Consider the following 25709-nt stretch of genomic DNA (forward strand, 5'->3'; position numbering starts at 1 on the left):
CCATGATCCCTGTTCAAGGATATCGGGGGCGCAGTGTTGCTGTGTTGGGGCTTGGCCGATCAGGTTTGGCGACAGCGCGGGCCTTGCAGGCAGGGGGTGCGACCGCGCTGGTCTGGGATGACAGCGCCGAGGCGCGTGAGGCGGCAGAAGGGCAGGGCATGATCCTGTACGATCTGACCCGCGCAAATGCATGGGATGATGTGGCAGCACTGATCGTATCCCCTGGTATTCCGCACCTGTACCCCGAACCTAACAAAATTATCGCGGCTGCCTGGGCCGCAGGCGTGCCGGTTGATAATGATATCGGGCTATTTTTCAGGTCTTTTGCCACGCAGGACTGGGATAATTTCGATGTCACCCCGCGTATCATTGCTGTGACCGGATCGAACGGAAAATCCACGACCGCGGCCCTGATCCATCATATTCTGGCCGAAGCCGGGCGCCCCACGCAACTGGCCGGTAACATCGGACGCGGTGTTTTGGATATCGATCCTGCCCATGACGGCGAAGTGGTGGTGCTGGAGCTGAGTTCTTATCAAACCGACCTGGCGCGTGCGTTGACGCCGGATGTGGCTGTTTTCACCAATCTTAGCCCCGATCATCTGGATCGTCATGCTGGGATGGGGGGGTATTTTGCCGCCAAGCGTCGCTTGTTCGCCGAAGGTGGGCCGGATCGCGCTGTGATCGGAATAGATGAGCCCGAGGGCCAGTATCTGGCCAACCAAATGGTCTATACCCTTAGCGATGACCGGGTGATCCGCGTATCGGTTGAGCATAAGCTGAAAGGCGCGGGCTGGAATGTCTTCGCGCGCAAGGGGTTTTTGGCGGAAACGCGCAAGGATCGTCAATTGGCATCAATTGATCTGCGTGAAATTGTGGGGCTTCCCGGGTCGCACAATCACCAAAACGCTTGCGCCGCCTATGCGGCCTGCCGTGCGATTGGGGTTGGCCCCAAGCAAATCGAAGGGGCATTGCGCAGCTTCAAGGGGCTTCCCCATCGCAGTCAGGTTATTGCAGAAAAAGACGGTGTGCGCTTTGTGAATGACAGCAAAGCTACGAATGTGGATAGCGCCGCCAAGGCCTTGCAAGCATTCAAGAATATTCGTTGGATCGCTGGCGGGCTTGGCAAAGAGGGCGGTATCGAAAGTCTGGCCTTGCATCTTGTGAATGTCGAAAAGGCCTATCTGATTGGCCATTCTGCGCGGGATTTTGCGTTGCAACTTGGCGATACGCCGTATGAGATTTGTGAAACAATGGACCGGGCGGTTGCGTCCGCTGCGGCTGAGGCATCTGCAGGCGATACAGTATTGTTGGCACCGGCTGCTGCATCTTTTGATCAATACCCGAATTTTGAAAAACGCGGCGATGATTTTATCACCTGCGTTCAAGCTAATCTGAAAAATTGAGCGCGCTGGTCGAACGCATTTGGCCCGCGTGGTGCCACGCGATTATCTCGCTTTGATCAAAGCCCGGACCTTAGCTGGCCGCCTTTAGCGATGTCACATGGTCTGCTGCGGCTGTGATGGCATTCGCAATAAAGTCCAAATCTGATTTTTGTAACCGGGCAGGTAGCCTTACATCACAGGCGCGCATCAGCATGGCGCGGGTTTGCGGCAACTCAGGCAGATCATTCAGAAATTGCCAGTTCCAGAAGGCACGGGCATTATCTTGGCTTTGACCAAAAATCTGCACTTTAACACCACCTGCCAATGCCGCTTTGGCAAAGGCTTTGATCTGGGTGTCGTTCATGCCAACCAGATTGAACTGGATCGAATCTGGCGCGCGTTCTTCTGGTGCAAGTTTGTCAGGCACAGCCAACCAAGGCGATACGTTCAGCCGTGCGGCCACATAATCATGATTGGCGCGTCCATCCTGAACACGGCGCGGAATTTCTGCCAATTGAGGCCGGATCACTGCTGCAGACAGGTTCTGCAGCCGCAAATTATAAAGCGGCAGTTTGTTTTGCCATTTGACGAACGCCTCCTGCAAAACAGGATGCTTTTTCCAGTTATGTTCGTATGCGCCAGACATGATAACGGCCTGTGCGGCAAGGTCAGGATCATTGGTAATCAAAATTCCCCCTTCGCCGGCATTGACCAGTTTATAAGACTGAAATGAAAAGCAACCTATGCGCCCGATTGTACCGATGTTGCGACCGTGCCATGTGGTGCCAAGGGAATGGGCGGCGTCTTCGATTACCGGAATATCGCGCGCATCACACAGCGCCATAATTGCATCCATATCCGATGTATGCCCACGCATGTGGCTGATGATCACGGCCTGAACGTCGGTCAATTTTGCCTCAAAATCATTCAAGTCAATGCGATAGTTTTCGCCAACCTCGCACAAAACAGGAATACAATCGGCATGAACAATGGCCGATGGCACAGCTGCAAACGTGAAAGCAGGGATCAGTACACGTGCATCTCGGGGCAAGCCCAAAGCCTTAAGCGATAAAAACAGGGCCGCCGAACAAGAAGATACCGCAAGTGCATAATCTGTGCCTATCAATGTGGCGAATTCCTGTTCTAATAGCGATACAGGGGATGCCGAAGCTGACGTATAGCGAAACAGATCACCGCTTTTCAGCAGTTGGTCAATATCGGCCCGTGCAGCATCAGGGATGGGTTCGGCATCATAGACATTTGGTATGATAGTCATTTCATATATTCCGAATAATAGTTTCGTAAATTATAAATTAAACATAGCCAAAGTGCTATACAAATTTTCACATCGGCGATATTCTGACGCCACAAGCAATTTTGAGTTGTGTTTGCCCAGGTAATTCAACACGGTCTGATCACGCATATTGAAGATACAGGACAGATGCTGAAACAAGGCTTTATCACCGTATTGCTGATGTCATTGATCTGGCTTTTTACAGCATTTTATATTCTGCAAATTCCGCCCCCATCGGGCTTGGCAGGGTATGCACATCAGCAAGACGCGCAAGGCGATGTACCGTCCTGCCCAGGTTGCCCTGGCAGCACTTTGGGTACGGCTTGTTTTGCAAAAATCTGTGCGGGCCCTTTGCTTGAAAGTGCGGAATTGATCCCGGTAATGCACAACCTAAGCGTAAAGCATACGGTAAAATCAGATGTTTTTCCCAGCATCAGATACCAGCCTGATCCACCACCTCCACGTACGCTGTTCCAAATCTAGAACCATTCATTTGTATGCTGTAACCCTTTGCAGTTGCATAATTTTCTGGATAATAGGAACATAAAAATGTACAAATTTTCTTCTCCGTCTCAGGCGGACACTCAGGCGTATCTTGCGCTGACCCTTCGTGTGGGTCTTGCGAGCGTTTTTATCATCGGCGGTATCGCCAAACTTGAACGTCTTCTGACGGCTTCAAAAGCCCAGGGCATCGTGGATCAGTACACTGGCGCCCTTGGGTATATCAATGAAACCTTTATGGCGTTTCTCTTTTCTGGCAATTTTCCTGACTTCATCACACCTTGGAGTTTTCTGACAGTCTTATCGGCATTTGAACTGATTTCGGGCCTCATGCTTTTGGCAGGTCTGATGGTTCGGCCGCTTTGCCTGATCTGGGTGCCATTGTTGTGGTCTTTTGTCTTTTCATTGCCTGTTGTGACAACCCCAGGTTTTATTCCGCCCGAGGCGACCTATACATCGCCTGCGTTGTTTGTACAGATCAGGGATGTGGCATTATCGGGTCTTTTTGCCGTGCTTTATAATCTTGGATCGGGCGCACGCAGTGTGGATGCGGCCTATGGGTTGCCTGTAGCAAGGGGCATCAACTGGGATCCTCTGGCTTATTTGATGCGGATATCACTGGCATTGATCTTTGTGATTGGTGGCGCTTTTCATGGATTTCACAAGGTGATGACCTTTGGTGCCCCTGCGATTATCTTGCTGATGATCGGTTTTGGTCTGATTGCCGGTATCGGTGTATGGTGGTTTGCGGCAGCCGCTGTTGCGGTCATCGGTTGGTACATGATCACCAAGCTTGGTGTGGCGAGCAGTGTGTTGGGATATGCCAATTCAATCAAGCGTGAAATTGCATTGTTGTTGGGCAGTGGCATCATTGCTTACGCGGGGGGCGGGCGTTTGTTCACAGCCCATGGATTGTTGCAGTCTTTGCGCGATGGATGGCTTACATATGCCCGCAACCCAATGAAATCATGAATTTGCCCTTGGGCGACGACACTTGTTGCCCAGGGGGTCAGGCCATTTCAGCGATGGGAACAATCTGGTTGATCAGCCGCATCAGTGCCCCGAAGTATCCGCCACTGCGGGCGGGTCTGTATGGATCGGATGTGATGGCGATTGTCATTTCAAGATCGGGAACGACGCAGATAATCTGCCCACCATAACCGCGCGCAAGGGCAAAATCATGCCCATTTGACTGGCCCAAAAACCAGCCATAGCCATAACCAAGCCCAGAAAACAGCGACCGCGTACGACGTACAAAGGACTGTTCAACCCAAGCCGGGCTAAGCACCTGTTGTCCGTCCCATTGACCGTCCATACGGTACATTTCGCCAAAGCGGATCATGGCCATCGGCGACAGCGACATCTCGTTTCCACCCAGGTAATAGCCTTGCGGGTCACGCGACCATGCGCGGATTTCAATCCCCAATGGGTCACCAAGCCGCCTGCGGGCCTGTGTCAAAAGGCTTTGTCCCGACGCTTTGGCCAGTGCTGCACCAAGCACATGAAAACTGCCTGTTGAATACAGCATACCTTTTCCTGGCTGCCCAACCATGTCCCGGTTTAATGCATAGGCGACCCAATTGCGACTGGATACCCAATCCCCGTAATTCGCGCCTGACGTACGGGCCAGACCAGCCTGCATCGTGATCAGGTGTTCTAGCGTAATATCCTGGACGCGGGGATCGGCGGTGGCGGGAATAAGATCGGGGATCACTTGGCCAAGTGTTTGATCCACGCCGGTAATTTCGCCCCGGTCCAATGCCGCACCCGTCAGGGCCGCCACGACCGTTTTTGAAACTGATTTGACATTCACAGGGCGATCTAATGCGGGTCCGCGAAAGACCTCGCCCAGTGTAATCTTGCCGGATTGTGCAACGACAAGGCTGTGAATCTGGTCGTATTCGCGCGCAAGGCTTAATGCAGGTGCCCATTTCGTCGTGGCAGCCTGTGCCCAAAGCAGATGGGGGGCAATGCTAAGACTGGCGGTCGAGGTCAGAAAAGAACGGCGATTGAACATAGGGTATATCAAACTCTTTGGGTCGCATTGCTGTCAATGTGTTCGTTTTCGCGACAATGCCCAATCAGAAATTCGTGAGCAGGCTAAATCCCCAACCGATCCCGCAATCCAAATGCCATCATTCCAAGGTTTGCAATCGCAGGCCCGAAGATCGAACCGCCGGGCAGCGCTGGGGTGGGTAGGCTTGCCATTAGATCAAACCGGTCTCGCGTGCCACCCGCCGCTTCGACCACCAGTTTGCCGCATAATACCGATAACGCCACCCCGTGCCCCGAATAGCCCGAGGCCGAAAAGACCCCGGGTATAACTTCGGCAAGATGGGGCAGCCGTGTGGCTGTGACCGCCAATGTGCCGCCCCAAGCATGGCTGAACGTCACATCGGCCAGCCTGGGATAGACTTGCGCCAAGTTCCGGCGCACCTTGGCGCGAATATTTTTGGGAAACCGTTTGCCATAGCTTTCCCCTCCGCCATACACCAATCGCCCGTCATCGGTCTGCCACCAATAATTTACGACAGATTTCCCATCGGCGACAGCAATTGGTCGGATCATGGGTGTACGATCGCCAAGCGGTTCGGTCACGGCAATATAGTTGTTCAGCGGCATAACGCGTGCGGCGACTTTGCGGTTCAGCCCGGGCATATAGCCATTGCAGGCCAGCAAGATATGTCGCGCCTTGACCTGACCGCTGGCCGTTTTGACCATTCCGGCGGTAACGCTTTGAACTTCGGACCGTTCATATAAAACCGCCCCAGCCTCAGCGGCAGCGCGCGCCAATCCCAAAGCTAAGCGCAATGGATGGCAATAGCCCGCGCCTTCGTCCAGAACACCACCCTTGAAAACATCTGATCCGATCATCGTCGCGATCTGGTCGCTGTCCATCTTGGTCATTTGCCCATAGTCATAGTTAAACGACAGATGATCTGCCATCGAGTGCGACACGGCGACATCGCCCGCATGATATTCAGCATATAAAATGCCAGGCCGATATTGTGCCGCCGGGGCGTGATCCGCGATCAATCGGCGGATCAGGGCTTTGCCTTCTTCACTTAGCCGCCACAGATCATGTGCCGCATCTCGGCCCATACGGTCCACCAGCCAATCGACGTCTTTATTGAAACCCGATCCGATCTGCCCACCGTTGCGCCCTGACGCACCAAAGCCCACCCGTTGCGCCTCCAATAGAACAACCTTCAGCCCCGCTTGCGCGGCATGCAAGGCCGCCGACAGTCCGGTGTAACCACCGCCGACAATGCACAGGTCAGCCTCGGCCGTGCCGTTCAGCGTATCAAAGGGGGCCAAGGCATCGGTCGTGGCCGCATACCAGCTGTCGGGGTATTGTCCGGCTTTATCATTGATGTGCAGCAAACTCATACGTTTAACAGCAGATGCTCGCGTTCCCACGGGCTGATGACCTGCAAAAACTCATCATATTCCGCCCGTTTCACAATCGAATAAACCCGTGCAAAGTCGGAACCCAGAATATTATGCAGGCGGGGGTTTGCGTCAAACAGATCAAGGGCTGCGTAAAGACCGCGCGGGATATCCTCTTCCCCGTCATAGGCTTCGCCGCGCAGCGATTTTCCTGGGCGCGTTTCATCCATCAAGCCCATATATCCGCACGCAAGCGATGCCGCGATGCCCAGATAGGGGTTGCAATCCATACCCGCCAATCGGTTTTCGACCCGCCTGCTTTCTGGCTCTGATATCGGAATGCGGATGCCTGTTGTCCGATTGTCGCGCCCCCATTCAAGGTTAATGGGCGCTGCATGGTCTTTCACATAGCGCCGATAGCTGTTCACATATGGCGCCAAAAGGGCGATTACACTGGGCAAATGGGTCTGCAATCCGCCGATAAAATGGAAAAACGCATCGGTTTCGCCCCCCTGCGGGCCTGAAAAGATATTCTGACCATCGGTATCTGTGATCGAATGATGCATATGCATTGCGCTGCCCGGTTCGCCAGCAATCGGTTTGGCCATGAATGTTGCATAGCAGTCATGACGCAACGCTGCTTCACGGATCAGTCGTTTAAAGTAAAATACTTCGTCGGCCAGTTTGACGGGGTGTCCATGCCGCAGGTTAATTTCAACCTGACCTGCGCCGCCTTCTTGGGTAATCCCGTCAATCTCAAAACCCTGGGCTTCGGCAAAGTCATAGATATCGTCGATTACGGGGCCATATTCATCCACGGCACTCATCGAATAGGCTTGTCGCGCCGCCGCAGGACGCCCGGACCGACCCATCATCGGATGCACCGGATTGGCCGGGTCCAGATTGCGGGCGACCAGAAAGAATTCCATCTCAGGCGCCACGACGGGCGTCCAGCCCTGTTCTTCATACAGTTGTACAACGTGTTTCAACACATTGCGCGGGGCCATTGAAATGGGCACGCCTTTTTGGTCAAAGGCGTCGTGGATCACCTGTAATGTCCAATCCGCCGTCCAGGGGGCCGCACGCGCGGTACTGAAATCAGGGCGCAAGATCATATCCGGCTCAGTAAATCCGGTGGTTCCCGCAGCTTCGCCCCAACCGCCTGTAATTGTTTGAAAAAAGATCGAATTGGGCAGAAAAAACGATGTTTGGCGTGCAAATTTTGACGCAGGCATTGCTTTGCCGCGCGCGATGCCGGGCAGGTCTGATATGATGCATTCTACTTCGTCCAGCCTGCGCCCTTCCAGATAGTTGCGCGTTGCCTCGGGCACGTGATCCATCCAATCTTCCATCAAAACGCCCTTTCCCGTTTTAAAAACAGCGCCAGATCCGTGGCCATCTGATCTGAATTCAGCGGCACATCGGTCAGTGCCATCGCTTGATCCATCAGTGCATCGGGAAATGTGCCCGTGCCGCGTCGCGCGGTGATATAGTCCTTCATGACCGAGTTTGTCAGTTCCGGATGCGGCTGTACCGTCAGGATACGGTTGTCGTAAACCAGTGCTGCATTGGCACAATGTGGGCTGGATGCAATGACCTTGGCCCCTTGTGGCACCTGGATCACCTGATCCTGATGCAGCGCGTTCACCGCCATATCGCCGCGCCCGTCAAAATGGTAAACATGTCGGCCCACGGCCCATCCGCCGCTGAATTTTTCGACCCGCCCGCCAAGTGCTTGCGCGATGATCTGATGACCAAAACAAATGCCCACCATCGGCCGCCCATCAGCATAAGTATCGCGGATAAACCCTTCCAACAGGGGGATAAACGCATGATTTTCGTAGGCGCCGTGCTTTGATCCGGTCAAAAGCCAGCCGTCCGCCTGATCGATCGTATCCGGGAAGATCATGTCAACCACATTCCACGTCTGAAATGTAAAGCCGTGACCATCCAGCATCCGTTCAAACAGCACCGAAAAAGCCCCATAACGCGCCGCAATTTCATCCGGCGTATGGCCGCATTGCAAAATACCAATCTTCATCGTGAACCCCAGCCCATTTTAAACGACGCTATCCAAGGTTTGCATCAAGTGAAAGGGGGATTAAAGCACTTCAAGCAGATGGGGCATCCAGTTATCGTGGGGTATATCGGCAAAGCTGCGCAGTTCCTGCTGTTTGGTGCGGCGCAGGTTATCCAGCAAATCAGTGTGAAAGATGCCGAACAAAATCGGATCAGCTAATGCGGCAATCGCCTGATCCCAACTGTCTGCCAACTGCGGTAATTTCAGATCATAGGCGTCACCGATCACAGGGGCGGGTGGCATCGTACCGGCTTCGATCCCCTGTAAAGCTGCCCCCAGGACGGCGGCCAGAACCAGATAGGGGTTCGTATCCCCGCCCGCAACGCGATGTTCGATCCGGCGTGCGGCGGGTGGGCCGGCAGGAACCCGTACCGCGACCGTCCGATTATCAAAGCCCCAAGCCGCCCCCGTCGGCGCATGTGCACCCGGCACCAGTCGATCAAACGACGCGCCAAACGGTGCAAAAAACAGTGTCTGCGCAGGCATCGCCGCCAGACATCCCGCAATCGCATGTCGCAAAACAGCCGTACCCTGATTGCCTCCGTCATCAAAAATATTGCGCCCATCTGTGTCCAGAACGGAAAAATGCACATGCATCCCATTGCCGGGCGCATCCGTTATGGGTTTGGCCATAAAGGTCGCGGCCATGTCATGATTGCGTGCCACACCTTTAACCAACATCTTGAACAGCGCGGCATCATCGGCAGCGCGCATCGCGGGCTGGTGGGTCAGGTCAATCTCAAACTGGCCTGGACCTGCCTCGGATGTGGCGGCTTGGGCAGGAATACCCATTGCTGCGAAGCTGGCATAAAGGTCGTTGAAAAACGGCTCAAACTGATCCAGTTCGTTCAGGCTTAGGATATTGTCATGGACCAGCGCGTGCCCTGTGACCGGATTTTCGATAGGACCTTGCGCGTTGGATAACAAATGAAATTCGATTTCAGTCGCAGCCATGACCTGCCAGCCTTTGGCAGAAAACCGATCTAGCACACGGGCTAAAGCCTGACGTGGATCGCCTGCAAATGCCTGACCGCTTTCGTCAAACATCCAATGCGGTACCAGGTGCGCATCACCGTCCAGCCATGGCATCGGGACCGCCCCGCGATCAGTGGGCTGCAAAAGACCGTCAGCATCCCCACTTGCAAAAACCAAGGGGCTGCCTTCAATATCGCGCCCGAAAATATCAACATTCAGTACTGAAAAGGGCATCCGTGCAGACGCACCCACTTTGGCCCCCGGCACACGCTTGCCCCGCCATTGCCCGTTCAAATCAACAGCCGCAATGCGAAGGCTTTGGTGGTTATTCGCCGTCACGATAAATATACATTCCTATATTATTGAACCTTACAGACTTGCCCGGTATCCTGATATCAGGATGAATACTTTTATTTTCCGGCTTTGCATCGTGATGTTTTAAAAATTTAAATAAAACAAGGCCTCTATATCACGCATGCCTCAAATTAAGATGCTTTGCCTGTGTGTATACTTCCCGACAGCGCAATGTATCGAAAAGCTGTAAGTTCGTGGTTTTAGTATTTTGGTTCCAGATCAATTTTTGAAAAAGGATGAACAATATGGTTCAAAGTATGGCTCGCAAGATTATTGATGATCAAACGGATCCCAATGCCAAAATTGTATTGGAATGGTTGGACGCGCGGCATGATCTTTTGAAAGGTATGACGTTGTCATCAATAGTAGTTTTGCTCTTGAACAGCGGCCCGAATGATCGTGTTATTAAGGCCGCAGCCGAGCTTGCGCGCGTTGGAAAGTTAAGACCGCTTATCGAAACATGGTACAACAAGATCGACAAGCCGATCCATACAGTTACCAAACGCATTTCACTTTCTAAACCAAGCTTAGCCCTATCGGCCGAGGTTACCAACCTCGCATATAAGACCCAGCTAGAAACCAGTTCTGAAATCATTTCCATTTTCAGGAATAAAAATATCAAGCCAAGTGTGAAAACTGGAATATCCTACAGCAATTCTTATGACAAAAGTAAAAAGTATAACGCGTACGGCAGCTTTGGAACCCAAATTACCACTCAATCACTTCAGTTCAACTTTGCCCTAAAAGGCAATCATGAATGGTCTGAAGGTAATACAAAGTTAACAGGAAATGTTGCTGCGGATGCGCGTTACATCATGGCGGATATCGGTGCATTTACGTCGATCAGATTCGACAGCTCCTCAGGGTTTGCGGTTTTCCCGATGGGTCTGAAATTCAAAAATGGCGAATATCGCGCCGGTGTCGGATATGACAGCGCCAGTGATTACGGGTACATGTCAATCGGTGTGCAAGATGTGAAATTCGTGCAAAATAAATTCTCTTTTTCATTAATTGCAAATGCGCCGTTAGGGGGCCGTCTTGAGGATCACAAGTATTTCACGTTTGGGCTGAAGTACATCTTGGGCGAAAAATAACTCCGATTACCGAATTATCTGTGGTCTGATCCGCATTTTGGCGCGCTTGTCTTGCGGCAAATGGCGGTTCAGGCGGTCATTGACCAACCCGAACACACCAATGATCGCCAGTGTGGTCAGAATGAAATAGACCGCCAGAATGGGATAGGGAACAAACGGATTAAACGTTTTATCCGCAAAATAGCTGGCATAATACAGCGCATCACCGCGTTGTTGCAGTGCCGGAAAGCCCGAGAAAAATACAAGCGTTGTGGCGTGAAACAAAAAGATTGCCTCATTGGTATAGCCCGGCCATGCCAGCCGTAACGTGGTGGGCAAGACAACGCGCCGAAACCGTTTCCAGCCCGACAGACCATATGCATCCGCGGCTTCTGTTTCGCCCCGCGGAACGGCCATTAGCGCGCCATAGAAAATCTCGGCTGAATAAGCGGCGGTGTTCAAAAACAACACGATCAATGCGCCCGCCCAGGCATTTGTCAGCCAATCGGGTCCAAACCCCACCTGTTTGAATTTCAAAAACAGGTAATAGGCAAAGAAAAACTGGATAAACAGCGGCGATCCCCGAAAAATCAGTACGAACGTGTTAGCGGGTGACCGCAGCCACCAGTGGCGCGATGCTTTGCCAAGCGCCAGCAGCAGGGCCAGGAAAAATCCACACACCAGCGCCATCAATCCGAAATAGATATTCCAGATCATGCCTGACCCGATCAGCGTGATCTGTTCGCACAGCGTAAAATCGCTGCGAGGTAATCTGTCTGCGCCGTATCCAAGCGATCGAAATGCATAATCCTGAATGGTATCCCAACAGCTCATGCGGCGTTCCTTAATGCGTCACCGCCAGTCGTGGCCTGTCCGTGGCTTAGCTTGCGTGTTAGTCGGGCCAGTACAATTTCAGACAGTTTGGTGAAGGCTAGGTAAAAGACCAAAAGCCCCGCGAAATACCACAGCCGCCAGTCGCCATGGGGATAATCGGTAAACCGCGATGTTTTGGTGCCGCCCAATTCGCGCGCCCAGTAAACGATATCTTCGATCCCAAGCAGAAACAAAAGCGGTGTCGATTTGATCAACACCATCCACAGATTGCTTAATCCCGGTAACGCATAAACCCACATCTGCGGCATTAGAATGCGCCAGAAACTTTGGCGCGCGCTCATCCCATAGGCGGTTGCGGTTTCCAGTTGCGCCACCGGAACGGCCCGCATGGCACCAAACAGAACATTGGCCGAAAACGCGCCGAACACGATCGCAAATGTTAAAACGGCCGTGGCAAACCCGTATCCTTCATGCACCCATTGCGGCGCACTGCTTAGCGGCAGTTTGGCCGCCGCACAGACGACAAAATCATTGCCCTGCCGAATGGGCTGACCCCAGTTCGGGCATAAAATCTGATGACGGATCCATTCAAAAGCCTGATCCAACGCAATGACGCAAAACAGAAAAATCGCGATATCGGGTACACCGCGGACGACGGCGATATAGGCTTTGCCAATCCAGCGCAGGGGGACAAATGCTGATCGCGCCGCTGTGGCGCCAAGAAGTCCGAAGCCCAGCGCAATCGGGGCCGTCACAGCCAGCAACAAAAGCACTGTCCCGAAGCTTGCATAGAAGGCCATGTGTTTGCCTGTGGTCAGGTAACACGCCATCCACTGCAAGTTCGCTAAGGTTGAAGGGTCAGTACAAAATGAAAACATGATAGCTATGGTGGGGCCTTTGGTTCAAGGCCCCAACCGTTTTGATCAGTATGTGGCCGCGTCTTCGCCAAACCATTTGATGATCAGTTCGTTCAGCGTACCGTCTTCTTTCATCGACGTGATGGCCGCGTCAAGTTTTGCTTTCAGTTCTGTGTCAGATTGACGAACACCCACACCGATACCATCGCCCAGTGGAACGTCTTCACTGACGAAAACCAATTGCCCGCCGCTTTCTTCAACGATAGGGGACAGAAAATCCTTGTCCGCGAAAACAGCATCGGCTTCGCCGTTACGCACGGCTGCGATGGTTTCTTCGGGTGTTGCAAATTCCATAACAGTCGCGCCGCTGGCTGCAACGTGAGACGCCTGAACGGTGGTCGATTGTGCAGCAACCACACCGCTGTTGATATCAACGCCATCGTTCAGCGCGACATAGGCAGAGGCTGCAGGCGGATAATAGTTTTGTGTGAAGTCAATAACTTGTTTGCGTTCGTCTGTGATCGACATGCCGGCCATGATTGTATCATAGTTTGATGACACCAGGTTTGGAATGATCGAATCCCAGTCGTTCGTGACCCATTCGCAAGTCAGTTCGGCGCGCACGCACAACTCATCGCCCACTTCACGCTCAAAGCCATCCAGCTCGCCTGCGTCATTCAAGAAATTATAGGGGGGGTATGCGCCTTCGCTGCCCATACGGACCGTTGTGCCATGACCGGCCGCAAAAGCCATGCTTGCGGTCAGGGCAAGCGCGGCAGTGGTTAAAATAAGGTTCTTCATTGTGTTGGCTCCAGTTGGATTACAGTTTTTTGGTTATGCAGCTTTGCCAGCAGACAAAAATTGCTGCAGGCGATTGGATTGCGGGGTATCAAAGACAGCCTCTGGTGTGCCTTCTTCTTCGATCAGCCCTTGGTGCAAAAAGACCACATGATCGCTGACATCATGGGCCAAATTCATATCATGCGTGACGATCAGCATGGTGCGCCCTTCGGCGGCCAAAGCCTTGATCACACGAATGACTTCCTGTTCCAGTTCGGGGTCCAGCGCCGATGTGGGTTCATCAAACAACAGCGCCTTGGGTTCCATCGCAAGGGCGCGCGCAATCGCCGCGCGCTGTTGCTGGCCCCCGGACAGTTGCGCCGGATAGACGTCGCATTTATCCCCGATCCCGACTTTATCCAGATAGCGGCGCGCCGCTGCTTCAGCTTCGGCTTTGTTTCGGCCCAGAACGGTGACAGGCGCTTCCATCACGTTTTGCAAGATCGTCATATGGGCCCACAGATTGAACTGTTGAAACACCATCGACAGATTGGTACGAATACGGATCATTTGCGCGCGGTTGGCGGGATGACGCGACAGACCGCTGCCTTTCCAGTGCACCGCTTCACCTTCAAACAAAACTTCGCCCTGCTGGCTGTTTTCCAGCAGATTAACACAGCGCAAAAGCGTTGATTTTCCAGATCCCGATGATCCGATCAAAGACACCACATCGCCACGTTTGGCTTTGATATCGACACCTTTCAATACTTCAAGTTCGCCATAGCACTTATGAAGGTCTTGAATTTCTATAACCGGGTGTTCTGCCACTCGTTATCTCGCTATTGGATTGAATTCACAGTAGGGCGTAGTTTTCCGTTAATTGCAATGCTCACATAGCGCGTTACGCAACGAAAAGCGGAAAAACCCGTCAAATTTGCTTAAATTGAACACACTGTTAAGGTGTATTCACCAATAAGTACTCGCTTTTAGGAATGTCCACCAGATCGCGGATAGATAAAAGCGCGCGGTCCTCGGGTGACAGCGCGCTAATTGCCGATCTGACGGCATCAGCGATTTGATCGGCGTATGATTCTTTTGCGGTGATCAGCGGCAGGCCTGGCGTGGGCGGGGTACGGGTGATTTCCTGCAGTGCAGACACATCGTCCCACCGCGTCATCATCCGCCACGTCTGCGCATCGATTGATGCCAGATCTGCGTCGCCTTCGATAATGGCGGTGATCGACGCCCGATGTGATCCTGTGTCAAACGTGTGATCAAACGCAAATCCTGTGCTTTGGGCCAGCTGTTGTGGCGCGGCCCAACCCGATTGCGACATCGGATCATTGACCGCCAGACAGGCATCATCAAATTCTGCGAATGTACGGTCGTCGTTGATATGCGCGACAATCACACTGTTGTAATACCCCGGCGGGCAATCCGGCAGATCATAGTCGGGCGTACCGACCAATGTGACCTGATCATGCAATTTTTCGCGAAACGGAAAGCCACAGGTTTGCGCCAGTACCAAATCGGGGGATGTCCATAAGTCCCAAAGTGGCATGTCATGTGACAGGACCCCGGGTGCATCAATGCCCCTTTCAGACAAGCTGTCGCGAATGAATATCCAAAATCGGTCTAGTGCGCCGCGCAGTTCCGGGCGGTCGTACATGGGCAGTCCGGCAATCATTTCTGACGGGCTTCAACACGTTGGCGTGCCAGCGCCGAATCGCGATCATTGACGCCCAGCAAATTTGACACCATCCGCAGCAACGCATCTTCCAGATCATCGCGGGTGCCATCGGCCAGAACAACATCCCACAATGCCTCAATAACCTTTTCGCGGTCATCATAAGGCACGGAATCCTTGATCGCGCGGGTAAAGCGGACGGTATCCGGTGCTTCGCTTTCCAGAACTTCGGCCTGATCACAAAGGGTCTTGGTGTCATCACCAGACAGGCCGTACCGCGTGGTCACGATCCGTTCGATGCGCGCGCGTTCGTCGTTGTCAAAATGCCCATCGGCACGGGCCACACGCACCAAAAGGGCGGTCAGCGCAAGCCGGGCATCAATATCCTGCAAGGGGGCGGGGTCGGGGGCGGTCAGCCGTTTTAGAAAATCTGCAAACATTATTCGCATATATGCCGATCCTGCGTCCGCGCCAAGCCCATCGCTAAATTGCTGTGCACTTCTGTGTTAACCCTGTTAGATGTGATGTCATTCGGGACATTTTCCCTTGCAGTGGGTCGAAATGATCTAACTCAATGACAGCAGTATGTAAAAAAGCGAGACACCATGCAGCACAGGCAGGCTATTTCCAAACTCGGGTCACTGGCCCTGATTGCATTTCTTCCCGTCGTGGCACTGGCACAGGGTGGTCCGTCGACAGTGGGCGTGGAAACGATTGAGGTTCGCGAATTATCTGAAACTGTACCTGTGTTCGGCGAAGTCGTTGCATCGCGCGACAGTGCCATCGCGGCACGGGTCAGCGGATTGGTGGATCAGGTCAACGTGTTGACTGGCGATACGGTTGCGCAGGGCGATGTGCTGGTCCAGCTGGATGACGATATCCTTCAGATCGAACGGGATCAGGCACGCGCGGCCCTGGCCGAAGCGCAGGCCGGTATTCAGGTGGCAAATGCCCGATTGCAACGGACCACAAGCGGTTTTGACCGGGTCGAGGCCCTGCGCGGGACCTCTGCTTTTTCCGAAGGCCGCTTTGACGATGCCCAGGGCGATCTAGCCGAATCCCGCGGTCAACTGGCCGAAGCCGACGCCCGACTTTTGAATGCCCAGGCCGCGTTGGCGCAGGCGCAATATAATCTGGACCGTGCAAGTGTTGTGGCCCCGTTCCCCGGCACTGTTCTGTCGGTCGAAGCTGACCCAGGCCAATATATCCAGCTTGGATCTTCGGTCGCGCGTCTTCTGGACACCAGCGCGCTTGAAATCGAAGCAAACGTTCCGTCCCAATATATCGCGGCGCTGACCCCTGATCTGACAGTGACCAGCCAGACCGAAGATGGCATCGACGTTATCCTGACTGTCCGCGCCGTTTTGCCCACCGAATTTTCAGCCACCCGCACGCGACCTGTGCGGTTTATGGCCAGCTTTCCCGAAAACGGGCGCCCGATTGCGGTGGGCCAGTCGATTACACTGTCTGTGCCAGTGGCTGCCCCGCGCGATGTGCTGTCGGTACCCAAAGATGCGCTTGTGCAAGGGCGTGGCGGTTGGACCGTTTTCGTCAACGCCGATGGCACCGCACAACCGCGCCCGATCTCAATCGGGGTTGCGATGGGCGATCGGTTCGAAGTTCTTGACGGTCTGTCCGAAGGCGAACAGGTCGTCGTGCGCGGTAATGAACGTCTGCGCCCGGGCCAACCTATTCAGGCGGCGGGCAGCCCGCAAACAACCCAAGCAAACTAAGGGGCTTATCTTATGGATCCGATCCGCTTTGCCATCGAACGCCCTATCGCGGTTATTGCCGCTGTTGTCATGGCTGTGCTGTTCGGCGCGCTGGCGCTGACGCGCATCCCGATCCAGCTGACCCCTGACGTACGCAAGCCTGTTGTCGTGATCTCCACCGGCTGGCCGGGCGCTGCCCCGATCGAGGTCGAGCGCGAGATCGTCAATCCGCAAGAAGAAGCGCTGCGCGGGCTTGAAGGGCTTGAGATCATGACCTCAAGTTCCCAAACCGGCGAGGCATCGATCACGCTGGAATTCGCCATTGGCACCAATATGACCGAAACGCTGTTGCTAGTGTCCAACCGTCTGGACCGCGTCGGCGATTACCCGGACGAGGCAAGCGAACCCACGCTTGATACATCAGGCGATGATGACAGCCCGATTGCTTGGGTGCTGGTCACTGCAGCCCCGGGCAATACACGGTCCATGCCCACCTATGGCGACTTTATCGAAGACGTTGTGAAAGACCGGCTAGAACGTGTCGAAGGTGTGTCTGCAGTCAATGTCTTTGGGGGTGTGTCCCGCGAACTGCAGATCGTCGTTGATCCCCGCCGTCTGGCTCGTTTCGGCCTGACCGTACCCGAGGTCGTGAACCGCCTGCGTGCCGAAAACATATCTCTGTCTGCCGGTGATATCGAAGAAGGCAAACGCCGTTATGTTGTGCGCGCCGAAGGCAGTCTGGACACTGTTGATGCCATCGAAAGTGTGGTGCTGCGATCACAGGCCCAAAACGGCGGGCAGGGGGCCATAAGTCGCGTGAGTGTGGCGGATGTGGCAACTGTGCAGTTTTCATTCTCGGAACCCGGCGCACGCCTGCGGTTTCAGGGCGAACCGGGGCTGGCCTTTAATATTGTGCGCGAACAAGGCGCTAATGTCATCGAAACGATGGAGGAAGTCCGCCGTGTGATTGCCGAACTTGATGCAGGCCCCGTTGCTGAGCAGGCGCTGCAGTTGGAACAGGTTTATGATGAAACGATCTATATCGAAGGTGCGATTGATCTGGTGACGCAAAATATCTGGATCGGCGGTCTGTTGGCGGCCATGGTCCTGATGCTGTTCCTACGCAGCCCGCGCGCCACGCTTGTCGTGTCACTGGCGATCCCTGTATCAATCGTCGCCACTTTTGTTGCTATGGCCGCAACGGGCCGCACGCTGAATGTGATTTCGCTGGCGGGCATTGCCTTTGCCGTGGGTATGATCGTTGATGCGGCCATCGTGGTGCTGGAAAATATTTACCGCCTGCGCGAACAGGGCTTATCCCGACGCGAGGCCGCGTATCGCGGGGCAAAACAGGTCTGGGGCGCGATCCTTGTGTCGGCGCTGACAACCGTGCTTGTTTTTGTGCCGATCCTGATCATGCAGCTTGAGGCGGGGCAGCTGTTCCGTGACATCGCCGTTGCAATTTCCGTTTCAGTTCTGCTGTCACTGGTTGTGGCCGTTACCGTGATCCCAGCATTGGCCAGCCGTTTGTTGGTCAGGGGCAACCAAACCACAATGAAATTACCCGGGATCGACCATCTGGCGAACGGGTTCAAAGCTGCTGTCATGGCTTATGTCCGGGCTACTGTTCGCATCCGCACTTTGGGTATTCTGATGGTTGCCATCATTGGTGGCGCTGCTGCTGCGGCCACATTCATCTTTTTGCCGCGGCTGGAATATCTGCCCGAAGGCAACCGCAATCTGGTTTTTGGTCTGATCATTCCACCACCCGGCTATAATCTGGACACTACCGAAACCATCGCCAACCGCATCGAACGCACCGCCCAACCTTTGTGGGAAGGCGCGCCCGATCTGGCATTGGAAGACGGCACACCAACCATCGACAACTTTTTCTTTGTGGCCACACCTGGCAACAGCTTTGTCGGGGCAACAGCTGTCGATGGTACGCGCGTCGCTGAACTGATCCCGATCCTGTCGCAACCGATCTTTGCCGAACCCGGCACCTTTGGCTTTATGACGCAGCCGTCGCTTTTCGGACGTGGTATTGGCGGCGGGCGTACGATTGAACTGAATGTCTCGGGCCAGGATCTGGATGAAATTCTGGGCGTCGCAGGGCAAGCGGCTGGCATGGTTTCAGGCCTGTTACCCCGGTCCGAGGGCCACCAGTTCCGCCCCATCCCCGGTCTTGAGCTTGGCGCGCCCGAGGTCCGATTGATCCCCAACCGCACGCGTCTGGCAGATGCCGGTCTGGACGCAGGGGCGCTGTCGGTCACGGTCGATGCCTATAACGATGGCGTTCGCGTGGCCGAAATTACCGAAGGGGCCGATCGTCTGAACCTGATGCTGATGGGCGACAGGTCTATGTTGTCTGAGTTGCGTACGCAGGATATCGGGTCCTTTCCCGTGGTCACCCCGTCCGGCCAGATCGTGCCTGTGTCAGCCTTGGCCGAGGTCCGCGTGACCGCTGGCCCCACCGAAATTCGCCATCGCGACCGATTGCGTACCATCACGCTTGAGGTCCGCCCATCGGATGGCCTGCCGCTGGAATCCGCAGTCGAGCTGCTGCAAACCGAAGTCGTCGCGGCGCTTGAGGCCCAAGGCTTGCCCCCGGGCGTACGCATCACTGTGTCGGGCACGGCTGACCAATTAAGCCAGACATGGGGCGCCATTCAGATTAACTTGATCGTGGCGCTGATCATCGTCTTTCTGGTCATGGCGATCCTGTTTGAAAGCTTCGTGCTGCCGCTGGTCATTCTCATCTCGGTTCCTGTTGCGGCAGCGGGTGGTGTCGGGGGGCTGGCGTTGTTGAACACCTTCCAGACGCAACCGCTGGATATGCTGACGCTGCTAGGGTTTATCATACTTGTGGGCATCGTGGTGAATAACGCGATCCTGATCGTGCACCAGACGCTGTTTCACCTGCGCGAAGAAGGCATGAGCCCCATTGACGCCATCGAAGAAGCCACACAAAACCGTATCCGTCCGATCTTTATGTCAACGCTGACCAGCGTGATGGGCATGTTGCCTTTGGTGGTTTTCCCCGGCGAAGGATCTGAACTCTATCGTGGTCTTGGTGCTGTAGTTGTGGGCGGCCTGTCGATGTCGGCCTTCCTGACCCTGCTGACCGTACCCCCACTTTTGCGCCTGTGCCTGTCTGCGCCTGTTCCGGACGAAGACATGCCCAACACCGCCGCGGCCCCCGCAGAATAGAGGCCGCTTATCAAGCCCTTGCGGGCTTTCTGCGCTTAAGCCGCCGCTCGGTTTTCGGTGTCGCGACACTGTCTCCGCCACAACATCATATTCATACTCCGCGATCCGGTTGCCGTCCAGATCATGAACCGAACAGCGTCCGACCCTCTTGTGTCAGCCTGCGAATGACCTGCTGACCGGCGGTGTTGTAGAGGTATTCAGCTTACATTACATTACCGTATAACTTTATCATTAAGTGAAATAGTATGATATGTAGGGAATTAAATGTCTTATGACGTTATTTTGTATTTCTACTAATCCAATCCTCGAATTGTTTTAGGATTTCATTCTTGAGGGATTGTTCGTAGACTTGGTCTCTTTTTCGAATGTCGGCATCAGCCCAAAAATGTGTAATACTATGTAAAAAAACCGGGTATTCCTTTTGATTATCTAAAAGACCAGTTTTATAGAAATCTACGATTTTTGGATGAACTTCGGAACAATTTGAAAGTGAAAGCTCGACTAAATTTCGAAGGCGTTTTATGTTTTCAGTATCCATCAGTCTCTCCACAGGCGTCGTGGATCAAGTGGAATATGAGTTTTCATATCCGGCGTACAATGACAATGTAACTCAGCACCTTTACCAGGTCTATATTCTTCATAATCAAGTCGGAAGAATGGCTTACTACTTTGCCCCTTTCCTCTGTATCGCAATTGAAAAACTCTACCATGCCCATACTGCCATAGAGTTTTGTTTGGGCCATCAAAGTTGAAGCGCCTGCAAAAGTCACCGAAGCGTTTCATTATTTTATCAATGGGCCTTATTATACTTTTGCCAATACTACTCTTCGATAACCTATTGATAAACTTTCGTAAAATTTTATTCCTGCCGTCAGGATCTACATAAACCATTGGATTTTGACTTACGTATCCATAGACGCTTGCCCATCCAAAAGCCCAAGCGGATCGGCTTGGATATACCACCCTGTGGTCGGATCATAATCCCGCATCCAGTTTTGATGGAGGCCTGCCTCGGACTGGAACCATTGGTCGGGGAAGCGCAGCGCTTGAAGATAACTGACGATGTATGCACCCCGCCAAAGAGGGCTTAGGTGACCTGCTAGATTTTGGTGTCATCACCCAAGTATTCCGCGCGTGCCTAAAACCTTGCCAGCTTCGCCAACGGTTCTAAGCCTTATTCTTTCGATGCCTACATTGCCAAAGAACCGTTTTTAAGTGTCGAAATCACACGTATTTTTAATGACCCGCCAGCTTTTGTTGTCAACTTGAACAAAATAGCTACTATCACGTCTGCGACGCTGCCATGCGGGCCTGTTAGAATTGATCACGAGTTTAAAGCGGAGTGAGGCATAGAGATGTGGAAGTTCTTCAAAAAGAAAGACACGCCCGACGCGCAGGATGGCCCTGACGATCGCTTTATGATCATTGCCCAACTGAATGCGCGGGTTCAGCCGATGGACCGGTACGATTGCTTTGAAGAGCCGCTTAATAAAATCCTGAAGGAACAAGAGATCGGCGAAGTGACCGGCGGCGGTACGCAGATGGCCGACGAGCCCGATGGTATTGCCCATTGCGATCTTGAGATTATGGCCGTCAACACAACGCAGATGACAGTGACTACGATTATTGAGGCACTGGAAAAAATCGGCGCACCAAAGGGATCGCTGCTTAAAATTCCCGGCCAGGATAACATCCCATTCGGTACACAGGATGGTCTGGGGCTGTTTTTGAACGGCACCGATCTGCCAGATGAGGTCTATGAACAGGCCGACGTGAACCAACTGATCACCGATTGCGATCAGCTTCTGGTCGGCATCGGCCAATTCCGCGGATACTGGGAAGGCAGCAAGGAAACGGCGCTTTATTTCTATGGCGATAATTTTGATGCGATGAAATCAGCGTTGCAGGATTTTATCGAAAAAACCCCCCTGTGTGAACGCAGCAGAACAGTGCAGATTGCATAAAGCAAAGATCTCCGCGTGATCAATATCGAATAAGTATCGCCAAGCATTGAAGGCAGTATATTTTAAATTTGGTCAATCTAGTCCCTCTGCGTGACTGAAAATAAAGTTTTGTACAAAACTTTCGGTACAAAACTCGTGTACAAATTATACAAAACAGCGTGACGGTGCATGGCGACTGCGCAACGGTCTGGGCATTTACCTTTTGTGGTGCTTAAAATATCGCCACGTCACACAGGTACGCTCTGTGCTTGACAGCTGCTTGTCCACCGTCCAACCTTGTCGCTTATGTTTGATCTTCGCCCTGTCGGATATGTTATCGGTTTGCTGGTCACGGCGCTTGGGTTAACCATGCTGGCGCCTATGGCAATGGATCTGTTTACTGGCGATCCACATTGGGCGACCTTCATGGAAAGTGCAATTATTACAGTGGTTTCTGGGGGGTTGATTGCCTTATCATGTTCCAATGGTGTGAAAGAGGGCCTGACGATTCAGCAGACCTTTTTGTTAACCACAAGCGTCTGGTTGGCATTGCCGCTTTTTGGAGCGCTACCATTTCTTCTGGGCGATACCGAAGCCCGTTTTGTTGATGCTTTCTTTGAGGCGATGTCGGGCCTGACCACCACTGGTTCCACGGTCTTTTCCGGCCTCGAAGATCTGCCGCAGGGCCTTATTCTGTGGCGCGCGATTATGCAGTGGCTGGGCGGTATCGGTATCATCGTTGTCGCAATGGTTTTCCTGCCCGAACTGCGCGTGGGTGGTATGCAGATTTTCCGCACTGAAAGCTTTGACACCTTCGGGAAAATTCTGCCTCGGGCGACCCAAATATCATCGCGAATTTCTGTAATTTACATAACAATTACAGTACTTTGCACCTTTTCTTATCTGGCATGTGGGATGCGTATGTTTGACGCTGTCGTGCATGCGATGACCACTGTCGCAACGGGTGGCTTTTCCAGTTATGATGCGTCGTTTGCGGCGCTTCCACCAGCCGCAGAATATGTCGGCGTCGTCTTTATGTTGGCCGCAGCCCTGCCGTTTGTACGCTATGTTCAGATGATTTCCGGCTCACCAACAGCCCTGTTTCACGACAGTCAAATCCGTGTTTTTCTGATCACGGTATCTGTGCTGGCGGCGTTGATTACACTGTACCTGTGGCAGCAAGCCGGAATGACAGAACGGAGTTTTCGCAAGGCGATTTTCAACGTCACTTCGATTATGACGGGCACCGGATACGCCAGCGATGACTATATGACCTGGGGCGGATTTCCGATTATGGCGTTCTTTTTTATTGGTCTTATCGGTGGATGTGCGGGGTCAACTGCTTGTTCTATAAAGATTTTTAGATATCAACTTCTGTTTACATCCATCAAGGCGCAAATCCGTCAATTGCATTCCCCCCACGGTATTTTCACACCGCAATATGATGGCAGAACAGTCAGTGAAGACATTTTGAATTCAGTAATGGCCTTCTTCATGCTGTTCATTCTGACCCTTGGGGTAACGGCAGTATTGCTTGGAATGACAGGTTTGGATTTCATCACGTCGATATCTGGCGCCGCAGCCGCATTGGCCAATATCGGCCCCGGATTGGGCCAAGAGATTGGCCCTGCAGGGAATTATTCCGGTCTGAATGATACAGCAAAGTGGATATTATCAGTTGCGATGTTGATCGGGCGGCTTGAACTTATGGCGGTCTATGCGATCCTGACTATCCAGTTCTGGCGCAGCTGATCAGGCTTCTTTTACCTCTTTTTCATCGTTCAATTGCGTAACAATAGCGGTTTCCAGTTCTTTGTTTAATTCGCGTGCGCGGCTGACATAGTCTTCGTTTTCTGCAACCGGGACACCTGGTTTCCAAACCTCGGCCAGATCGCGCAGTGACTGGCGATCCATTTTATAGAATGTCTTTTCCGCTTCCGAGGCTTCAAATTCGGAAAGCCCCATATTTTCAAGAACATACCGTGCTGTACGCAGACTTGAATCAAACATTTCACGCACAATGTCATCTGCACCCGCACGGTATAATTCATAGACATGCACGCGGTCATAGGCGCGCGCCACGATATGCAAATCGGGCCGTTCGCGACGTGCATTTTGCACGATTTTCAGCGTCGCTTTAGGGTCATCCATCGCCACGACCAAAACTTTGGCGGTACTCAATCCAGCGGCATGCAACAACTCGGGTCGGGTTGGATCGCCGAAAAACCCTTTGAACCCGAACTTGCGCATCAATTGAATGGTCGAAAGATCGTGATCCAGAACCGTTGTCTGGAACCCTGACAGCTGCACCATTCGATTTACGACCTGACCAAAACGCCCCACGCCGGCGATAATAATCTGACCCTGTTCATCAATTTCATCAGGGGCCTGTTGTTCTTTTGGCGTCTCCATCTTTTTGCTCAAAAAGTCATATAGAATGAACAAAAGCGGGGTAATCAGCATGGAAAGTGCAATGATCAGAAGGATTTGCTGCGATAAACCCGGTGGAATGACATTTTGCTGAAGTGAAAAGGACACCAGTACAAAGCCGAATTCCCCGGCCTGGGCCAAACCAAGTGTAAACAACCAGTGATCCCGCCCGCGCAGCCCAAACAACTGCCCGATGGCAAAAAGAATACCGCCCTTTAACAGCATCATGGCCAACGTCAGCCCAATAATCGTGACCGGCGCACCAAATAAAACGCCAAAGTTAATGCCCGCTCCAACGGTGATGAAAAACAGACCCAGCAAAAGACCTTTAAAGGGTTCGATATCGGCCTCAAGCTCATGCCGGAACTCTGAGTTTGCCAAGACTACGCCGGCCAAGAATGTGCCTAGTGCGGGCGACAATCCCACCAAAAGCATTAATGCAGCGATGCCCACAACAATTAACAAGGCAAAAGCGGTATACATCTCACGCAGTTTGGCGGCGTGAATGTATTTGAACAGCGGCCGGGTCATATAAACACCTGCCAGGATAATCGTTCCGACGGCGGCCAGTGTCACAAGGGTGACGCCCCAACCGGGCAATCCTTCGACCAAGGACATCGACGCATGACCGTCATCACTGTGCCCCGATTGCAGCGATCCATCCGGCGCAATATGCATGCCTGTGCCAATTGCCAACAGGGGCAACAGGGCCAGCATTGGGATCACGGCGATATCCTGTGTCAGCAAAACCGAAAATGTACTGCGACCACCATTGGTTTGCATAAGGCCTTTTTCTGATAGTGTTTGCAGTACGATAGCGGTTGAACTAAGGGCGAAAATCAGGCCAACGGCCAGTGAAACTGTCCACGTCAAGCCAAGCAGCATTGCCGCGCCCATAACAACCCCTGTGGTCACACCCACTTGCAAACCGCCAAGCCCGATTAGCCTGTCGCGCATATTCCACAGGGCTTTCGGCTCTAACTCAAGCCCGATCAGAAACAACATCATCACCACGCCGAATTCCGCAAAATGCTGAAGATCCTGCGTTTCCGACCCGACCCAACCAAACAGCGGGCCGATGATGATGCCAGCCAAAAGATATCCAAGGACCGATCCCAGTCCAAGCCGGGATGCGATGGGCACTGCAATGACGGCCGCCCCAAGGTAAATCGTGGCCTGAAACAGAAAACTTTCCATGCGTCCC

The 25709-nt window shown here is 53.1% G+C and carries 23 protein-coding genes; 8 read left to right on the forward strand and 15 right to left on the reverse strand.

The annotated features are described in order from the left end of the window. Nucleotides 1-2 precede the first annotated feature (2 nt). On the forward strand, nucleotides 3-1406 hold the full coding sequence (murD, locus tag HRQ87_RS07960) for a UDP-N-acetylmuramoyl-L-alanine--D-glutamate ligase (RefSeq protein WP_174137036.1): 1404 nt from the start codon (nucleotides 3-5) through the stop codon (nucleotides 1404-1406). 70 nt (nucleotides 1407-1476) lie between these two features. On the opposite strand, the gene HRQ87_RS07965 is transcribed toward murD, so the two are convergent. Continuing rightward, nucleotides 1477-2661, reverse strand: coding sequence for a DegT/DnrJ/EryC1/StrS family aminotransferase (locus HRQ87_RS07965; RefSeq protein WP_174137038.1), 1185 nt, complete (start codon nucleotides 2659-2661; stop codon nucleotides 1477-1479). Between the two features lie 108 nt (nucleotides 2662-2769). Here HRQ87_RS07965 and HRQ87_RS07970 point away from each other — a divergent pair, with 108 nt between their 5' ends. Beyond that, a complete protein-coding gene (locus HRQ87_RS07970; protein WP_174137040.1) occupies nucleotides 2770-3162 on the forward strand; it encodes a hypothetical protein in 393 nt (130 codons plus the stop codon). Nucleotides 3163-3228: 66 nt separating this feature from the next. Continuing rightward, nucleotides 3229-4152, forward strand: coding sequence for a DoxX family membrane protein (locus HRQ87_RS07975; protein WP_174137043.1), 924 nt, complete (start codon nucleotides 3229-3231; stop codon nucleotides 4150-4152). Nucleotides 4153-4189: 37 nt separating this feature from the next. Here the strand turns inward: HRQ87_RS07975 and HRQ87_RS07980 are convergent, their stop codons facing one another. From HRQ87_RS07980 to HRQ87_RS08000, 5 genes are all read right to left on the reverse strand, one after another. Further along, nucleotides 4190-5197, reverse strand: coding sequence for a serine hydrolase domain-containing protein (locus HRQ87_RS07980; protein ID WP_174137045.1), 1008 nt, complete (start codon nucleotides 5195-5197; stop codon nucleotides 4190-4192). 83 nt (nucleotides 5198-5280) lie between these two features. Next, on the reverse strand, nucleotides 5281-6570 hold the full coding sequence (locus HRQ87_RS07985; protein ID WP_174137048.1) for an NAD(P)/FAD-dependent oxidoreductase: 1290 nt from the start codon (nucleotides 6568-6570) through the stop codon (nucleotides 5281-5283). Beyond that, on the reverse strand, nucleotides 6567-7922 hold the full coding sequence (locus tag HRQ87_RS07990; protein ID WP_174137050.1) for a glutamine synthetase family protein: 1356 nt from the start codon (nucleotides 7920-7922) through the stop codon (nucleotides 6567-6569). Before HRQ87_RS07990 ends, HRQ87_RS07985 begins: the two co-directional genes overlap by 4 nt. Next, entirely contained in the window at nucleotides 7922-8611 is a 690-nt protein-coding gene (locus HRQ87_RS07995; protein ID WP_174137052.1) for a type 1 glutamine amidotransferase, read from the reverse strand. The genes HRQ87_RS07990 and HRQ87_RS07995 overlap by 1 nt, the downstream gene beginning before the upstream one ends. 60 nt (nucleotides 8612-8671) lie before the next feature. Beyond that, on the reverse strand, nucleotides 8672-9964 hold the full coding sequence (locus HRQ87_RS08000; protein WP_343035185.1) for a glutamine synthetase family protein: 1293 nt from the start codon (nucleotides 9962-9964) through the stop codon (nucleotides 8672-8674). A gap of 260 nt (nucleotides 9965-10224) precedes the next feature. Between HRQ87_RS08000 and HRQ87_RS08005 the strand changes: the two genes are divergently transcribed. Continuing rightward, nucleotides 10225-11073: a hypothetical protein gene (locus HRQ87_RS08005; RefSeq protein ID WP_174137055.1), complete on the forward strand. Its 849-nt coding sequence runs from the start codon at nucleotides 10225-10227 to the stop codon at nucleotides 11071-11073. A gap of 6 nt (nucleotides 11074-11079) precedes the next feature. Here HRQ87_RS08005 and HRQ87_RS08010 read toward each other — a convergent pair whose 3' ends face one another. The 6 genes from HRQ87_RS08010 to HRQ87_RS08035 all read right to left on the reverse strand — a co-directional run bounded on the left by HRQ87_RS08010 (nucleotide 11080) and on the right by HRQ87_RS08035 (nucleotide 15650). Then, nucleotides 11080-11886 (reverse strand): ABC transporter permease, encoded by an 807-nt coding sequence (locus HRQ87_RS08010; protein ID WP_174137057.1) that lies wholly within the window; start codon nucleotides 11884-11886, stop codon nucleotides 11080-11082. Beyond that, nucleotides 11883-12764 (reverse strand): ABC transporter permease, encoded by an 882-nt coding sequence (locus tag HRQ87_RS08015; RefSeq protein ID WP_174137059.1) that lies wholly within the window; start codon nucleotides 12762-12764, stop codon nucleotides 11883-11885. The genes HRQ87_RS08010 and HRQ87_RS08015 overlap by 4 nt, the downstream gene beginning before the upstream one ends. A gap of 45 nt (nucleotides 12765-12809) precedes the next feature. Beyond that, a complete protein-coding gene (locus HRQ87_RS08020) occupies nucleotides 12810-13544 on the reverse strand; it encodes a transporter substrate-binding domain-containing protein (protein ID WP_174137061.1) in 735 nt (244 codons plus the stop codon). A gap of 33 nt (nucleotides 13545-13577) precedes the next feature. Beyond that, nucleotides 13578-14351, reverse strand: coding sequence for an ATP-binding cassette domain-containing protein (locus HRQ87_RS08025; protein ID WP_174137063.1), 774 nt, complete (start codon nucleotides 14349-14351; stop codon nucleotides 13578-13580). A 127-nt stretch (nucleotides 14352-14478) separates the two neighbouring features. Further along, nucleotides 14479-15192 (reverse strand): phosphate/phosphite/phosphonate ABC transporter substrate-binding protein, encoded by a 714-nt coding sequence (locus HRQ87_RS08030; RefSeq protein ID WP_246251876.1) that lies wholly within the window; start codon nucleotides 15190-15192, stop codon nucleotides 14479-14481. Nucleotides 15193-15206: 14 nt separating this feature from the next. After that, on the reverse strand, nucleotides 15207-15650 hold the full coding sequence (locus HRQ87_RS08035; protein ID WP_174137214.1) for a tellurite resistance TerB family protein: 444 nt from the start codon (nucleotides 15648-15650) through the stop codon (nucleotides 15207-15209). Between the two features lie 165 nt (nucleotides 15651-15815). Between HRQ87_RS08035 and HRQ87_RS08040 the strand changes: the two genes are divergently transcribed. Continuing rightward, a complete protein-coding gene (locus tag HRQ87_RS08040; protein ID WP_174137067.1) occupies nucleotides 15816-16943 on the forward strand; it encodes an efflux RND transporter periplasmic adaptor subunit in 1128 nt (375 codons plus the stop codon). A 12-nt stretch (nucleotides 16944-16955) separates the two neighbouring features. Continuing rightward, nucleotides 16956-20132: an efflux RND transporter permease subunit gene (locus tag HRQ87_RS08045; RefSeq protein ID WP_174137069.1), complete on the forward strand. Its 3177-nt coding sequence runs from the start codon at nucleotides 16956-16958 to the stop codon at nucleotides 20130-20132. A 277-nt stretch (nucleotides 20133-20409) separates the two neighbouring features. On the opposite strand, the gene HRQ87_RS08050 is transcribed toward HRQ87_RS08045, so the two are convergent. Further along, nucleotides 20410-20670 carry a hypothetical protein gene (locus HRQ87_RS08050; RefSeq protein ID WP_174137072.1) on the reverse strand — a complete coding sequence of 87 codons (261 nt, stop codon included), beginning with the start codon at nucleotides 20668-20670 and terminating at the stop codon, nucleotides 20410-20412. A gap of 364 nt (nucleotides 20671-21034) precedes the next feature. Further along, a complete protein-coding gene (locus HRQ87_RS20570; protein WP_343035193.1) occupies nucleotides 21035-21196 on the reverse strand; it encodes an RHS repeat-associated core domain-containing protein in 162 nt (53 codons plus the stop codon). A 291-nt stretch (nucleotides 21197-21487) separates the two neighbouring features. On the opposite strand from HRQ87_RS20570, the gene HRQ87_RS08060 reads away from it, so the two are divergent. Then, nucleotides 21488-22096 (forward strand): hypothetical protein, encoded by a 609-nt coding sequence (locus HRQ87_RS08060; protein WP_174137074.1) that lies wholly within the window; start codon nucleotides 21488-21490, stop codon nucleotides 22094-22096. Between the two features lie 285 nt (nucleotides 22097-22381). Continuing rightward, nucleotides 22382-23827 (forward strand): TrkH family potassium uptake protein, encoded by a 1446-nt coding sequence (locus HRQ87_RS08065; protein WP_174137076.1) that lies wholly within the window; start codon nucleotides 22382-22384, stop codon nucleotides 23825-23827. Here the strand turns inward: HRQ87_RS08065 and HRQ87_RS08070 are convergent, their stop codons facing one another. Then, nucleotides 23828-25702 (reverse strand): monovalent cation:proton antiporter-2 (CPA2) family protein, encoded by a 1875-nt coding sequence (locus HRQ87_RS08070; RefSeq protein WP_174137078.1) that lies wholly within the window; start codon nucleotides 25700-25702, stop codon nucleotides 23828-23830. Between the last annotated feature and the right edge of the window lie 7 nt (nucleotides 25703-25709).

Origin of the sequence: Parasulfitobacter algicola, assembly GCF_013315265.1 — a bacterium.
In the GTDB taxonomy this organism is placed as follows: Bacteria; Pseudomonadota; Alphaproteobacteria; order Rhodobacterales; family Rhodobacteraceae; genus Parasulfitobacter; species Parasulfitobacter algicola.